The sequence below is a fragment of the Thalassotalea sp. LPB0316 genome, assembly GCF_014898095.1.
Taxonomy (GTDB): Bacteria; Pseudomonadota; Gammaproteobacteria; order Enterobacterales; family Alteromonadaceae; genus Thalassotalea_G.
The window spans coordinates 2,834,901-2,849,075 of sequence record NZ_CP062946.1 but is presented as its reverse complement, the minus strand read 5'-3'; the positions used below and the strand labels follow the sequence as shown (position 1 = coordinate 2,849,075).

Genomic DNA, 14,175 nt, shown 5'->3' with positions numbered 1-14,175 from the left:
GTAAGTTATAGTATTTTACAAGTGAGAAAATCTTAAATAGATAAATTGAAACAGTATACTCAACTCAAGACTATAAATTGGCTAACATTAATTTTGTTAAGCTTTTCATTCACAGCCTCTGCTCAAAAGCTTATTTGGTTAAAGCCAATTGAATCAGATCTGACAATGGAAGGTAGTCGTATTACTAGTGGTGCTGCACTAGACTTGATGCAATTTGTCGCTTCACAAATTGATAACGTTGAACATGAATTCCATGCTTACCCTGTCAAGAGAAGCTGGTACTTAATTCAAAGGGAATTAAGTGTTGATAAGGTTTATTGCTTTTGGGGTGCTGACTACCATAAAGAGAGAGAAAGCTGGGGGATTTTTACCCAGCCTGCTGCTATTACCTTGCCTTACATGGTGGCCGTCAGAAAAAATGAATTGACGGACTATACCTCAAATGGTGCTATAGAAGTAACAAAATTGCTAAACGATGACTATACCACTGTGATTTATGACAAAGTTATAAACGCTTGGACAAAAATAATAGACAGAGTTGAAAATAAGGATATAGTTAAAGTCAGTGGTATAAACCAAGATTTAAGTGATCATACGGTACTTATGCTTGAGCGAAAACGTATCGATTTTGGTTACGTTTCCTATCGAGCTATCGCAAACTTAGACTTATTCAACAATCCTAAAATCGATCTATACGAAATTCATGAAATGAGCTTGTTAAATGAGAAGAGCTCAAGAATGTTGTGCTCGAAAACACCATTAGGTAAGCAATATTCAGAGTTAATTGATTCAGCTCTAACTAGCATTCAACAAAATAGAGAGTTAAATCATAAGCTAAGAGATTTGACCTTTAAGTCTGAAGGGTATCCAGAAAACCTTAAAGCCAGATTCAATGAGCGTTGGCATAAAGCATTTCCTACTTCAACTGTTAGTCTAGAAATTAAGGGCGAATAATAAAAAGCGCCTTCAAATAAGTTGAAAACTTAGATTTTTTTGTGGCTAGCGTTCGCTAACACTGACCCCGATTGGTATAAATTATTTAACGTCTGCAATTGGCACTTTCTTGAGGTAAGTCCAAGAGGGTTATCTAGTTATGTCAATTAACCTCTTTATTTTTTGTGAACAGGTGGCATTACGTGCTTTTTCTTTTGTGAACGCGGTAAGGTTTCTTCTAATTCGTTTAGTGATTTTTTGCGCAATGGCTTTTTTGCTGTTTTCTGAACGGTTGAAAAGTTGCCGATTAAAAACAAAATCACAACGACAATAATGATCAAAGCAATGGTGTAATCAGACATGAGGTGGCTTCGCTACATTGGTTACGTATTGTTGGAATAGATGTTCGATATTATCTACTATTTCTGCCTTTAATAACATCTCACTATGTTGATAAATCTCGGCGAGTTGTTGGCTTGATAGGTGTGCTTGATATTGTTTAGCTAACGGGAAATAGGAAAAATGCCACGGCTCAATAGCGACCCCACCGCGATATTTATCGTATGGCCGATAAAACCCGTACTGTAGCGCATGCTTGTCAAGCCATTGGTTAAGGTGGTAAAAGTAACCGCCTTGTTGATACTCCCATGGTGCAAGCGCTAGTGATTGCCCTTGAGGGAGTAAACTAGCATCGTAGAAATCAAAATCGGTTCCCCAATGATGTCGGCTCGTGCCGGGTAAGGCCGAAAAATACATAATTGCATGCAACAATTCATGATTACTTAGCGCACTGATATCGAGCTGTTGATTATTTTTATCAAATACCGGAAGTTGACCATTTGCTTTGCGATTAAAAATAGAGAGCTGTCGGTCAAAGTTGCGAAAGCCACTGGCAATCGTTAGATTAAATCCGGCATCTTTTGCCGCATCGACTAATTTACGCAGTGGTTCAACAACGGTGTGATGAATACCAAACTTCGCGTCTGACTTTGCCGTCTGATTAAATTTATCGTTGACGTAACAAATGTGCTGGTCACTAAGTCCGGTAATCGCTGTTGGTGCTATATCATTCGACATCATGTTCTTGATTACGTTAAGGCGTTAACTAAGCTTTGATAATAAATGTCGGTCAGCGTAATCAGATCGTCACAACTAACACACTCATTCACTTGATGAATAGTCTTGTTAATTGGGCCTAGCTCAATCACTTGCGCGCCAGTAGGCGCGATAAATCGACCATCTGAAGTACCACCCGAGGTTGAAAGCTGAGCTTCACGGCCTGTGATCTTGCTAATTGCTTGTTGTACTGCGTTTACTAAGCTTCCTGGTTCGGTAATAAAAGGTTTACCGTTGTACGTCCATTCAATATCGTAGCTGATGTTATGCTCTGCTAAAAGACCTTCAACGCGCTCAACAATCGCTTGATCGGTTAATTGTGTTGAATACCTTAGATTAAACCAAGCCGTAACCGTTTGCGGAACAACATTCAATGCGCCCGTACCACCTTCAATATTGGTGAGTTGAAAGCTCGTTTCTGGAAAGTATTCATTCCCTTTATCCCAATGAATCTGACTCAATTCGGCGAGTACAGGCATGGCGTGATGAATCGGGTTGATGACATGCTCAGGGTAGGCAACGTGGCCTTGTTTGCCGTGAATGGTGAGCTTAGCTGAGATTGAACCGCGGCGACCATTTTTGACAATATCCGCTAAGCGTTCGCTACTCGATGGCTCACCGACGATACACATATCAATTTTTTCATTGCGTGCTTCGAGCGTATCGATAACACGGGTTGTGCCATTGATAAACGGACCTTCTTCGTCACTTGTAATCAAATAGGCTATTGAGCCTTTGTGATCAGGGTGGTCTTTAACAAAGCGCTCGGTAGCAATTAACATGGCGGCTAAACTGCCTTTCATGTCAGCTGCACCTCGGCCATATAACATCCCGTTTTTGATTACTGGTTCAAAAGGTGGCGTTTGCCAAAGTGATAAATCACCAGCCGGCACGACATCGGTATGACCGGCAAAACAAAATACGGGAGCGCTATTACCACGTCGAGACCAAAAATTGGTGGTATCTTCAAACACCATGGTTTCATGGTTAAACCCGCAAGGTGTCAGATGCTCTTGCATCAGCCGTTGGCAGCCAGCGTCTTCAGGCGTTACAGATTCTCGGGCGATAAGTGCTTGCGCAAGGACTATCGTTGGGTGACTCATAAGGCAAACACTTGCTTATAAGTAGGCTCTTTAAAGCCAATAGTGATCTCGTTTTGCGTTACTAGCACAGGGCGTTTGATAAGCGTTGGCTGCTCAATTAATAATTCAACGATAGTTGCCGCTGATAGACTTTCTTTAATGTCGTCAGCTAAGTTTCTGTATGTCGTACTGCGTTTATTAATCAATTCAGACCAATCAACTTGTGCCAGAAAGCTATTAACGAGATCGGCATCGATTCCGTCTTTGCGAAAGTCGTGAAAACTATAATTAATTTGATGTTTATCGAGAAATTTTAATGCTTTTTTAACGGTGTCGCAGTTGGAAATACCGTAAATTGTGTTCATGATGTTCCTTAAATAATGTCGTAGCCGTTAGCTAATAATGCCGTTTTTGCTTGTGCTATTTTATTACTCTTAACTAATATGTGGTCGGTATCAAACGTTGAAATGGCAAATATACTAATTTTCTCGTTAGCTAATACCGTTGATATATTTGACAAAATACCCGTCAAACTAAAAGCCAGTGGCCCGATAACTTCAAACATTCGCCAGTCGTCTTCTACATCATCGCTATCAATTTCAATATTCGATGGCAAAACTATCGATACCTCTTGGTGAGTTTTTGCTAAAAAATACAAGGGCGCGCTAAACACCTGCTCAGGAATCGCACTATTTGCTGGTAGTGAATGGATAGCCATTACGTCAGGTGTCAGTCTAAGGGTTAATTTGCTCATTTTTATTTTACTTACTCAGTGTTGTTTACACTATACCGAGTTGCGCGTTAAAGCGCTAGATAAGGCTTGAGTAACCTTGTTGAATAAATCTTACCTATTACTGGTAAACCTCTTAAAATTAGATGTATTGTCGTTTTATCTCTACTTTTTAATGAAAAGATCAATAAAACTTCTATTTGTTGCTTTCTTTAGTTGAAATAATTTAATGGAGATTTATCGCTATATCCACAAATGTTGTGGATAACTTTGTGTGTAGCTTATGGTTATGTTTTTAAGTGATTGGTTTTATTGTTTTTAATTGTTAGGTTGAAAAACGTACTACAAGTGCGAATTGGTCAAGTTATCAACAGTACGGAAAATTGAGCTTATTATTAGGTTTATTGCTAAGTGATAGATATTTAGCAATAAACCTAACAAAAACAGGCGATATATCGCAGGTTAGCCTCGAAAGAAACTGAATTAAATTATTCAAGTACTGCTAATCTAATGCTTGAATTGCCGTAAGGGCTATGGTGTAGACGATGTCGTCAACCAAAGCCCCACGAGATAAATCGTTAACCGGTTTATTCATGCCTTGCAGCATTGGCCCAATACTGATCAAATCTGCTGAGCGTTGAACCGCTTTGTAGGTTGTATTACCCGTATTTAAATCAGGAAAGATAAAGACTGTTGCTTTACCTGCAACAGGGCTATTCGGCGCTTTACTACGAGCAACATTTTCCATGATAGCTGCGTCGTATTGCAGTGGGCCATCAATCAATAGGTCAGGGCGTTTTGCTTTGGCTATTTCGGTGGCTTTCGTGACCTTTTCAACATCGGCACCACTGCCTGAGCTACCGGTTGAGTAACTGATCATGGCAACTTTTGCATCAATGCCGAAACGAATGGCGGAATCAGCCGATTGAATGGCGATATCAGCAAGTTGCTCAGCATTTGGATCTGGATTGATCGCACAATCCCCGTAAACCAAGACTTGATCAGGTAGCAGCATAAAAAACACTGACGACACTAAAGAGCTGCCGGGTTTGGTTTTGATTAATTGAAGTGCTGGTCGAATGGTATTTGCTGTTGTATTAACTGCGCCTGACACTAGACCATCAACTTGGCCAAGTTGCAGCATCATAGTGCCTAATACCACATTGTCTTGTAGTTCCTGACGAGCGACAACATCAGTTAAACCTTTGTGTTTGCGCAATTCCACCATAGGACTTACGTAGTTTTCAATAATGTGCTCAGGCTCAGTGATCAAAATGCCAGCAGGTAAGGTAATACCTTGCTGCTCGGCAATGCGCAAAATTTCTTCTTTGTTACCGAGCAGTTGGCAACGAGCGATTTTACGCTCAGCACAAATGGCTGCCGCTTTGATTGTACGCACATCAGTACCTTCAGGTAACACGATTAATTTGTCGGCTTGGCGTGCCATTTCCGTCAGTTTATGTCTGAAGGCAGGTGGCGACAGGGTGTTTATACTCGTTGCTTCACTCGATAGTTTTTCAAGCCAATCGCTAGCTAAGTGATCGGCAACAAACACTTTGACTTTTTCTTGGCGTTGAAGATCATCTTCTGGAATCTCAGGGTTAAAGTTCATGATGTGTCTTGAGGTTTGCCAAGTATCCCAAGGCACAGACAAAATAGGTAGCCCGGTCTCTAGCGCTTGTTGACACAATTTGCTCACTTGTTCATTCGGCTCAAAACCGTTGGTGAGCAATAAAGCACCAACTTTGGTGCCGTTTAACGCAGATAAACAAGTTGCGATGATGATATCGACGCGATCGCCGGGGGTGACAATGAGTCGACCAGGCATAAGGTGGCTGACAAGATTCGCGACGGTCCGTGCACAGAACGTAACTGAGCGAATTCGGCGATGGAGCAAATCCCCTTGGTGAATAACTTTAGCGTCGAGGTAATTAGCAATGTCGACTACCCGAGGGGCAATGAGATCGAGTTCCCACGGTACCACACCTAAGAGTGAGAAATGACTTTTATTGAAAATGGCGAGCTCTTGAAAATCTTCGGGCGCCCACGGAGATTCGATAACACTATCTTTGGGCAGTAAACCAAATTCATCTTTATCTGGTGCGTTAATTTTATTAATAATACAACCGATCACTCGTTTATTTTTAAGCCCACCATAGGTTTCTGCGCTTACTTCAATGCGATCTTCAAATTCGATAAGGCTGTCTTGATCTGGGCTTGCCACGATAACAATATCGGCAGATAGTGCTTTGGCAACATCGCGGTTAATTCGGCCTGCATAAGGTTGTCGAGTTGTAGGGATCAAGCCTTCGATTATAATGACGTCGTGCTCTTTTTCGAGCTGTGAAATGTTTTCAATGATTTGCTCGAGTACAACTTCTTGGTCGCCATCGGCCATCTTTTCTTCAACATAACTGAGCGGCAGTGAATAACTGTTTTTACTTTCTTTTTTTGGGGTCCGAGTATTTCGAGCTGGCTGAGAAATTGGTTTGAAATAACTGACTTTTACACCGCGTTGCTGGCAGGCGTGAACAGCGCCAAGTGCTATCGAACTCAAGCCAACGCCAAAGCCGGCTGGTACTAACATAATACGATGTGACATGATGAACCCCTTTTATAGCGTTTGCGTGACTTCTGCGGTTTGTTGCGCGATAACCAACTCTTCGTTAGTCGGTATTACTAAAACTGGGCGACTATCAGCAGTTGCAATATTGCCCGCTTTACCAAATCTTGTTTGAATGTTTAATGTATTGTCGATAACAAGGTTTAGCACTGACAAAAAACTGACAACCTGTTGCCTGACATAATCTGAGTTCTCGCCAATGCCACCAGTGAAAATAATACCATCGAGAGACGTTAACGAAGCAGTATAGGCTGCGATTTGTTTGGCGATGCGATAGCAAAAAATATCTAATGCTAGTTTCGCTTGCTGGTTATTGTCATTTAATATTGCCTCTTCAATAGCGCGGCAATCATTGCTTAATTTAGACAAACCTAATAAACCACTGTCTTTGTTGAGCAAATCGTTAACTTGCTGGTGGCTATAGCCTAGTGAGTTAATTAAATGAAAAATAATACCTGGGTCTACATCGCCGCTGCGCGTGCCCATAACTACGCCAGATAGTGGTGTTAAGCCCATCGAGGTATCGACACTTTTACCGTTTTCAATCGCGCAAATACTTGCGCCATTACCCAAGTGCGCACTAATAAAGCTGCCCGTACTTTCTGGCAAATTAAGTAATCTAGTTGCTTGTCTGCTGACGTAATAATGGCTAGTGCCGTGAAATCCGTAGCGACGAATGCCATGTTTTTGGTAAAGCTCATAGGGCAGGGCATACAAGTAAGCCATTGCTGGCATAGTTTGGTGAAAGGCGGTGTCAAAAACAGCGACTTGAGGTAATGCGCTAAAAGCTTGTTGAGCCGCAGTAATACCCGTGATATTGGCTGGGTTATGCAAAGGCGCAAGGTGCGAAAGTTGTTCAAGCGTTGCCATAACGTCATCGTTGATTAACGTTGGCTCGCTATAGCGTTCACCGCCGTGAACAACACGGTGACCAACCGCAACGACTTGATCTGAAAATTTATTTTGTTGGAGAAAATGAACAATATGGCTCAGCGCGGTGTGATGAACAAATGGCGAAGGTAAGTCTTGTTTAATTTTTTCGCCATTTAATTTGAAAGTAATATTGGCTTGTTCGGTCAACAGGTTTTGAGCGATGCCCGATAGCGGCTCTTGGCCATTGTGCGGTGCAATTAATGAAAACTTGATTGAAGAGCTACCACAATTAATAACGAGAATGAATTTATTTTCCATAAAACTATTAAGATTAAGACGTTAGCGCGTTGATTGTTACTATAGCGCCTTATAGGTAAAAAATATCTAATAATTTGTAATTGATCGCAAGGCTGGCTTTCAAAGCAACTGAGGATAGGCTAAGGTTAGAGTATGAATATGAGTGTTATTGAACTAATTAAGTTAGGTCATCGCTATTTGAAGCTTTGGCCGGAACGTGCTGAATTAAGCCAATACTTCCAAGAGTATTATGCTATTACCTTGGCGCGGTTTGTATGGCGAAATTTTTTGGGCTTTAGTCTGTTTATTGTCTTATTCTTTACTTTAGTAACGGGTCAAAGTGATCTACAGCTACTTGTCTTTTACACTATCTTTGCTTTATCTATGCCGGTCCAGGTCTTGGTGGTGTTAGGTGTTAAGGCTGACAAAGACTTGCCTCCAGGGCTATCAGCTTGGTACAAAGAAGGCTTAGCTCGTTTTAATGAAAAAGGCGGTAATCTTGAGTTATCAACAGGGCGCCCTAAATATATAGATTTGGCAAAACTACTCAACATCACCTACCAATCTAGCATTAAGTAATTGTTAGCTATGGCTTTTTATACACTCTAATTAAAAAGTCTGCCTGACATTGAAAATTAACTAAGTTCGCTAGTGAGTCTTTTACTTCTTGTGTTGCTTTGAACGCAAATGGGGTCATCTCTAACAAATGTAGGGCATCATCACCTTGTTCGATATCCATGTTATAGGTTAGCTGATGTTGTTCTATGAGAGGCAATGCTTTGATGGGGAGTTTTTCATCATCGTGCTGAAGTGCTTCGCGATAGATTTTTTGTTTTAGTTCATGCAAGTGGTTACGCGCAGGTGTAACCGTAAGTAGATATCCCCCAGACGTTAAAACGCGCGTGTACTCGCTTTCGATGATGGGGGCGTATACGTTAATTATCCAATCAATTGAATGCTCAAAAAATGGTAATTTTGACAAGGTGCCTACACTAAAGTGACAGGCTTTGTAGCGTTTGGCCGCTTTTTTTATCGCCTCTTTTGATATGTCGATGCCATATACCTGATTATGGTCCGTTTTGTGTTGGTGGGTGTAAAAACCTTCGCCGCAACCCGCATCGAAGACGACACCGGCAGTGTTGCCCAAGTTTTGGTAGATATCGAGCATTTTATCAACGAGCTGTTGGTAGTAGCCTTTGTCTAAAAACGCTCTTCTAGCATTGACCATAGCTTTGTTATCACCGGGGTTTTTAGAATGTTTATATTGAACCGGCAGTAGGTTGTAATAACCTTCTTTAGCGCGATCAAAACTGTGATTGTTGACACATACGAGGGACTTTTCCTGCGCGTGTAACTGCGATTGGCAAAGCGGACAACTATATTGATATGACATAATTTAAAAGGCCAACAATTGGTTGGCCACTGTTAAGTGTTTATTTAAAGGTAGACCAAATTGGCGCGTGATCAGAAGGTTTGTCGATACCGCGTAATTCGTAATCAATTTCGGCTTCGATACACTTTTGGGCCATACTAGACGTTGCTAGTACAACATCAATTCGCAGACCGCGATTATCGTCAAAGCCACGTGAACGATAGTCAAACCACGAATATTTGTCGCATGCATCAGGTGATAGTTTACGGAACGTATCTTCAAATCCCCAGTCCATTAATGTTTTTAACCATTCACGCTCTTCTGGTTGGAAGCTACATTTACCGGTTTTTAACCAACGCTTGCGATTCGGTTCGCCAATGCCAATATCCAAATCGATAGGTGAAATATTGATATCGCCCATCACAACAATATTTTCACTATTGTCGTGATGATCATTTAAATACTGCATTAAGTCTTTGTAAAATTGGCGCTTGTATGGAAATTTTGTTTCATGGGCAATGTTATCACCTTGTGGGAAATAACCATTGAGTACGGTAACGACTTCACCAGCATCATTGGTTGTTTTTACCATGATCATGCGTTTTTGCGATTCTTCAGTGTCGGTTGGAAAGCCCTTAATCACTTCCATCGCAGGTTTTTTACATAACATAGCAACACCGTAATGCGCCTTTTGACCGTGAAAATAAACGTGATACCCCATGGCTTCAACATCGGCTAACGGAAAGGCTTCATCGTGTACTTTGATTTCTTGTAAGCCAATAATATCTGGGTCGTGTTTGTCAATTAGCGCTTGTAGTTGGTGAAGTCGAGCTCGTAAGCCATTAATATTAAAAGAGATGATTTTCATCGTTATGTTACCTTGGATATATTGGGATCGTTAATCAGTCGAGTGGTCGATAAAACTTGGATTTTAGTATTTTGGGTGATCAAACTTGCTTTCGACAGGTCTTTATTTATCACATGCCTAGTATTAACCGCGATTGCTATAACCGTTACCTTGACCAATACTATCGACTGGAAAAATCGAGTAATAGCGCTATCGATTTATTAATAGCGCCTAAGATAGTGTTTTTGCGAGTGCTTTTCAATGGTTATGACTTACGTTAGCGCTAAGTTTTAGTAAAGGTTTTATCAGGCAGCTAGCAACAAACTAGCGCGAGTATGAGCTTTGCTAGGGACTATGAATCCACTTTATTGGGACACATTGAGAGGTTCATGATTCGCTTTAGTAATGAAAAATAGCAAAATGACTGAGCATACGATAAGGATCGCACCCAAAATAATTGCCCATAACGTGCTGATAACAGCAATAAAACTGCCTAAAATTGAAATTACAACATTAGATAGAGAGAAGCCCGTCGACAATAAGCCCATCAATCGCCCTTGTTGTTCGTCTTGGTGTTGCTCTGAAATATATATGGGCAATAAGCCATTGAACAATGCGATAGCAACACCAATAAGCGGGTAGCCAAACCAGACGGTTTTCGCATCGTAAATAAGGTGCAAAAAGAGCATGAGCGCTAAAAAGCTCAAACCTATATATATACCAGTCAACAAGCCAAAACGCCGTTTAAACGGGGTAACCACTATGGCGCTAGTTGTGACCATGAATGCAGTGAGCAAGGCGGTAATAGAGCCAATGTCAGGCGGCGTAAATGAAAACGATTCTGCAAGCCACAACGGGTAGAAATCGTAAAACGCATTTAGCCCTAGGGTTACCAACAAATAAACCATAAAGAACCGTTTTATTGAAGGGTTTTTTAGTAGACCAATGGAGTTTTGTTTTATCAATAAATTTGACCAACTAAACGACACGGGGGCTTTTGTTTCATGTTGGTGGTTTAGAAAGATAAAGACAAAAAAGCTTGCTAGCGCGAGTGAGACAGCAGCGACGTAAAAGGCTAGCTCTGTACCGTATGGCTGAAGAAATCCACCTACGAGCGGGCCGATTAGCCAACCGGCATAGGTTGTTGCATTAATTAAACTAAATGATCGGGTTTTATCGAGTACTTTCGACAAATCTAAAGCAACGGCTTTGGCAATACTAACGTTGCCTTCGCATAGCCCTGTGATAAACCTCATGACAAAAAATAGTGGGTAATTCTCTATCACAATAGCAAAGGCTGACAATAAATAGCCGAACATGGCACAAATTAAAGAGATCATCAGCACTTTTTTACGGCCATAGATATCGGAGGCTGCACCGATAACCGAGCTACCCACTAATACCCCCAGTGGATAAATAGCCAATAGCATGCCCAGCAGCAGTTTTGGATGGATACCAGCAAAAGTTGTTAAGGGCGAGACTTCGTTAATAAACAAAGGCGCTAAAATAGGATAAGGGAGGGCAATACCTGCACAACTTAGCAATACGACCAACATCATGGTCATTAAAGCTTTTACCGCTTGTTGTTTTTGCATGTTACCGAAGATAGCGAGGTTTGGTTACATGATATCCTCGCAATTGTTAATGTAAAGCTAAAGTTCTCTTTCCGCGAGCCAGTTTTATCTGCTATTCTCAACATGTAATTATTTGTTTTTTTAGGGTAACATCTTGTAGTTAGAGTTGTTATCGCAATGTTAAAGGTTTAATCTGGCAGCATCAATTTGAAATGTGTTTACATAACAATGTAAGACTTGATTAAAAAAAATTACACTTGTGTAAAAATGTTGACCTTCCTAGGAATGGAAAATACATGATTAGTAGGAGAAGAAAAAATGGCTGAAAATAAATCAGTGAAAAAAATTCTATTAGTTGAAGATGATCGCCAGCTATCGAATTTGATTACAGAGTTTTTAGAAAGTGAAGGTATGCATGTAAAGCAAGAGTTTAGAGGTGATACCGTAGCTAAGCGCGTAGAGACCTTCACACCTGATTTAATTGTTCTCGACATCATGTTGCCAGGCAAAGATGGTTTTGCCGTGTGCCGTGACCTTCGTCCTTCGTTTAAAGGGCCTATTTTAATGCTAACCGCTAAAGGCACTGATTTCGATCAGGTTTTAGGGTTGGAGATTGGCGCTGATGATTACGTGATTAAGCCGGTTGAGCCTCGAGTGTTGCTCGCTAGAGTTAATGCGTTACTTCGCCGTGGTCAGTTACCATCGTCGAGTAATGAAGCGAGTGATTTGACGATTGGCGAGTTATTCATTTCTCGAGGCTCTCGCCAGGTTACCTTAGCAGGTGAGAATATTGAACTAACTAGCCAAGAGTTTGATCTTCTGTGGTTGTTAGCAAGTCGAGCGGGTGAAGTACAAAACCGAGATTATATCTACAAAGCTGTTGTTGGCCGTGAATACGACGGTTTGGATCGCTCTGTTGATGTTCGCGTATCTAGACTGCGTAAAAAATTACACGACAGTAATGAAACACCGTTTAGAATCAAGACTATCTGGGGACAAGGCTATCTATTTGTTCCTGATGCATGGTCATAACAACTCACATATTTTTCTGAGGTAGGGGGGCTATCCCCCTATTTTTTTATTTGTCACAGTGATTAATTACTATGAAACTTGGTCGCACATTTTTTAGCTTATTTCTTCTCATTGTTTTTTCACTTCTCACCATTATTTGGTTCTTAGATCAAGCTTGGCATATCTATTTAGAACAAGACTTAGATTCTTATACCGGCCATAAAGTGGCTCTGTCAGTGGTTGAAGAGCGCTTACTTGAACTGCCCGAAGAACAATGGCCTGACGAAATCGCTCGATTAAATGAAAAATTTCAAGTTAATTTAAGTATGCGCTTAATGCCAACGATTAAGAAATTAACAAAAGATGATCAGGACAACTTGGCAAAGGGCAAAACTTATATTTATTTAAATGGTGACGATGTCATGATCCATCACCTGGTTAGCCAAACCGAGCAAGTACTTATCTTAGGACCGATGAAAATACCTACCCGACCAGAACTTGCTACCTTGGGTAGAATATTAATTTTGGTAATGTTTGGCCTATTGATTTTCTTCTGGCTGTGGCCAATGTCACGCGATTTAGACGCTTTAGACAAAGCGGCTCGAGAAATCGCCAATAGCAACTTTGATGTTCAAGCGCCAAAAGCGATGACCAGTGCAATCGAGCCTTTAACGAAAACCTTCAATATGATGGCGGTTCGTTTGAAAAACCTTATTAATGCACACAAAGAACTCACTAGCGCCGTTGCTCATGAACTTAGAACGCCGTTAGCGAGAAGTCGTTTTGCGTTGCAAATGCTAGAAAGTGCCTCAGACGAAGAAAAACGCAGTAAGTACATTCATCAAATAGACAGTGATAACAAGGAGCTCGATGAGCTGATCAATGAGTTGTTGATTTATTCAACACTAGAGTCAGATCGTCCGCAGCTAAAGTTTACTGACTATAAATTGATAGATGTGGTAAACAGCCATCTGGAAAAATATGAACAGTATCACGGCAGTATTGAAGTCAATAATCACGTCGGCAATTTACATGTTGAGTGCGATAAACACTTTATTGATAGAGCCTTGGCAAACTATATCAACAATGCGATAAAATACGGTGATGATCAGATCGTTATTAACCTTTCACAAGAGGGCGAAGAGGTTATCATAGACGTTGAAGACAACGGTAAAGGTGTTGATGATGAAATTAAGCCGACTGTTTTTGAAGCCTTTACCCGTGCTGATAAAAGTCGCAATAAAGACAAAGGTGGCTTTGGCTTAGGCTTAGCGATAGTTGAGCGGATTATGCAATGGCATCAAGGGCAGGTCGCCGTTGATGATAGTGAACTCGGCGGCGCAAAATTCCGTTTAAAGTTTCCAATAGTTCAGTAATAGCCAGCGAATCAAGTTTTTATGCTCTAAGCGAGTATTAAAAGGCTTATTTTATTTCGGGTTCAGCGTTCGTTAACGCTGAACCCGAATAGTATATAGCTGCGCATAGCACTACCTAAGTGCCGCCATTCGTCTAAGTATCCGTGGCGATCATGCTTTCACAGGGGGGCTCTATACTTTATTTACTTTAAATTGGCTATTTAAATTCGCGAGAATGACGGCTTGTTATCACTCTGAATGAAGTAAAACCTTTCAATAAGCAGTTCATTAAGGGAAGTTTACTACCGCAATTGGCCCATAGGCGATTGTTATCCTGTGTAGTGCCAATACTACTCGCCAGT

At 41.0% G+C, this 14,175-nt stretch carries 14 protein-coding genes; 4 read left to right on the top strand and 10 right to left on the bottom strand.

The genetic code is table 11. The features are described 5' to 3' along the window. Window positions 1-45 precede the first annotated feature (45 nt). The gene (locus LP316_RS12835) at window positions 46-954 is read left to right on the top strand and encodes a hypothetical protein (protein WP_193021549.1); all 909 of its coding nucleotides are present in this window, start codon (window positions 46-48) and stop codon (window positions 952-954) included. Window positions 955-1,109: 155 nt separating this feature from the next. Here LP316_RS12835 and LP316_RS12830 read toward each other — a convergent pair whose 3' ends face one another. The 7 genes from LP316_RS12830 to LP316_RS12800 all read right to left on the bottom strand — a co-directional run bounded on the left by LP316_RS12830 (window position 1,110) and on the right by LP316_RS12800 (window position 7,675). Then, on the bottom strand, window positions 1,110-1,295 hold the full coding sequence (locus LP316_RS12830) for a hypothetical protein (protein WP_193021548.1): 186 nt from the start codon (window positions 1,293-1,295) through the stop codon (window positions 1,110-1,112). Further along, window positions 1,288-2,010 (bottom strand): M15 family metallopeptidase, encoded by a 723-nt coding sequence (locus tag LP316_RS12825; RefSeq protein ID WP_193023902.1) that lies wholly within the window; start codon window positions 2,008-2,010, stop codon window positions 1,288-1,290. Before LP316_RS12825 ends, LP316_RS12830 begins: the two co-directional genes overlap by 8 nt. An 11-nt stretch (window positions 2,011-2,021) precedes the next feature. Then, window positions 2,022-3,152 (bottom strand): succinyl-diaminopimelate desuccinylase, encoded by a 1,131-nt coding sequence (gene dapE / locus LP316_RS12820; RefSeq protein WP_193021547.1) that lies wholly within the window; start codon window positions 3,150-3,152, stop codon window positions 2,022-2,024. Beyond that, the gene (locus tag LP316_RS12815) at window positions 3,149-3,496 is read right to left on the bottom strand and encodes an ArsC family reductase (RefSeq protein ID WP_193021546.1); all 348 of its coding nucleotides are present in this window, start codon (window positions 3,494-3,496) and stop codon (window positions 3,149-3,151) included. Before LP316_RS12815 ends, dapE begins: the two co-directional genes overlap by 4 nt. Before the next feature lie 8 nt (window positions 3,497-3,504). Beyond that, the gene (locus tag LP316_RS12810; protein WP_193021545.1) at window positions 3,505-3,885 is read right to left on the bottom strand and encodes an ACT domain-containing protein; all 381 of its coding nucleotides are present in this window, start codon (window positions 3,883-3,885) and stop codon (window positions 3,505-3,507) included. Between the two features lie 478 nt (window positions 3,886-4,363). Then, window positions 4,364-6,463, bottom strand: coding sequence for a phosphate acetyltransferase (pta, locus tag LP316_RS12805; protein ID WP_193021544.1), 2,100 nt, complete (start codon window positions 6,461-6,463; stop codon window positions 4,364-4,366). Between the two features lie 12 nt (window positions 6,464-6,475). Further along, a complete protein-coding gene (locus tag LP316_RS12800) occupies window positions 6,476-7,675 on the bottom strand; it encodes an acetate kinase (protein WP_193021543.1) in 1,200 nt (399 codons plus the stop codon). 138 nt (window positions 7,676-7,813) lie between these two features. Between LP316_RS12800 and yfbV the strand changes: the two genes are divergently transcribed. Continuing rightward, window positions 7,814-8,233, top strand: a complete 420-nt coding sequence (yfbV, locus tag LP316_RS12795; protein ID WP_226960744.1) for a terminus macrodomain insulation protein YfbV — start codon at window positions 7,814-7,816, stop codon at window positions 8,231-8,233. A 7-nt stretch (window positions 8,234-8,240) separates the two neighbouring features. On the opposite strand, the gene rlmA is transcribed toward yfbV, so the two are convergent. From rlmA to LP316_RS12780, 3 genes are all read right to left on the bottom strand, one after another. Beyond that, entirely contained in the window at window positions 8,241-9,047 is an 807-nt protein-coding gene (gene rlmA, locus LP316_RS12790; RefSeq protein WP_193021541.1) for a 23S rRNA (guanine(745)-N(1))-methyltransferase, read from the bottom strand. Window positions 9,048-9,087: 40 nt separating this feature from the next. After that, window positions 9,088-9,894 carry an exodeoxyribonuclease III gene (gene xthA / locus LP316_RS12785; protein WP_193021540.1) on the bottom strand — a complete coding sequence of 269 codons (807 nt, stop codon included), beginning with the start codon at window positions 9,892-9,894 and terminating at the stop codon, window positions 9,088-9,090. 344 nt (window positions 9,895-10,238) lie between these two features. Beyond that, window positions 10,239-11,468: an MFS transporter gene (locus LP316_RS12780; protein WP_193021539.1), complete on the bottom strand. Its 1,230-nt coding sequence runs from the start codon at window positions 11,466-11,468 to the stop codon at window positions 10,239-10,241. Between the two features lie 315 nt (window positions 11,469-11,783). On the opposite strand from LP316_RS12780, the gene LP316_RS12775 reads away from it, so the two are divergent. Together LP316_RS12775 and LP316_RS12770 are read left to right on the top strand one after the other, a co-directional pair. Further along, window positions 11,784-12,479: a response regulator gene (locus LP316_RS12775; RefSeq protein ID WP_319021001.1), complete on the top strand. Its 696-nt coding sequence runs from the start codon at window positions 11,784-11,786 to the stop codon at window positions 12,477-12,479. A gap of 71 nt (window positions 12,480-12,550) precedes the next feature. Further along, window positions 12,551-13,834 carry an ATP-binding protein gene (locus tag LP316_RS12770; protein ID WP_193021537.1) on the top strand — a complete coding sequence of 428 codons (1,284 nt, stop codon included), beginning with the start codon at window positions 12,551-12,553 and terminating at the stop codon, window positions 13,832-13,834. The last annotated feature ends 341 nt before the right edge of the window (window positions 13,835-14,175 follow it).

Coding starts and splice junctions, on each gene's coding strand:
- LP316_RS12830 (WP_193021548.1), bottom strand. CDS start 1,295: ATGTCTGATTACACCATTGCTTTGATCATTATTGTCGTTGTGATTTTG.
- LP316_RS12815 (WP_193021546.1), bottom strand. CDS start 3,496: ATGAACACAATTTACGGTATTTCCAACTGCGACACCGTTAAAAAAGCA.
- xthA (WP_193021540.1), bottom strand. CDS start 9,894: ATGAAAATCATCTCTTTTAATATTAATGGCTTACGAGCTCGACTTCAC.
- LP316_RS12780 (WP_193021539.1), bottom strand. CDS start 11,468: ATGCAAAAACAACAAGCGGTAAAAGCTTTAATGACCATGATGTTGGTC.
- LP316_RS12825 (WP_193023902.1), bottom strand. CDS start 2,010: ATGTCGAATGATATAGCACCAACAGCGATTACCGGACTTAGTGACCAG.
- rlmA (WP_193021541.1), bottom strand. CDS start 9,047: ATGTCATATCAATATAGTTGTCCGCTTTGCCAATCGCAGTTACACGCG.
- dapE (WP_193021547.1), bottom strand. CDS start 3,152: ATGAGTCACCCAACGATAGTCCTTGCGCAAGCACTTATCGCCCGAGAA.
- pta (WP_193021544.1), bottom strand. CDS start 6,463: ATGTCACATCGTATTATGTTAGTACCAGCCGGCTTTGGCGTTGGCTTG.
- LP316_RS12800 (WP_193021543.1), bottom strand. CDS start 7,675: ATGGAAAATAAATTCATTCTCGTTATTAATTGTGGTAGCTCTTCAATC.
- yfbV (WP_226960744.1), top strand. CDS start 7,814: ATGAGTGTTATTGAACTAATTAAGTTAGGTCATCGCTATTTGAAGCTT.
- LP316_RS12810 (WP_193021545.1), bottom strand. CDS start 3,885: ATGAGCAAATTAACCCTTAGACTGACACCTGACGTAATGGCTATCCAT.
- LP316_RS12770 (WP_193021537.1), top strand. CDS start 12,551: ATGAAACTTGGTCGCACATTTTTTAGCTTATTTCTTCTCATTGTTTTT.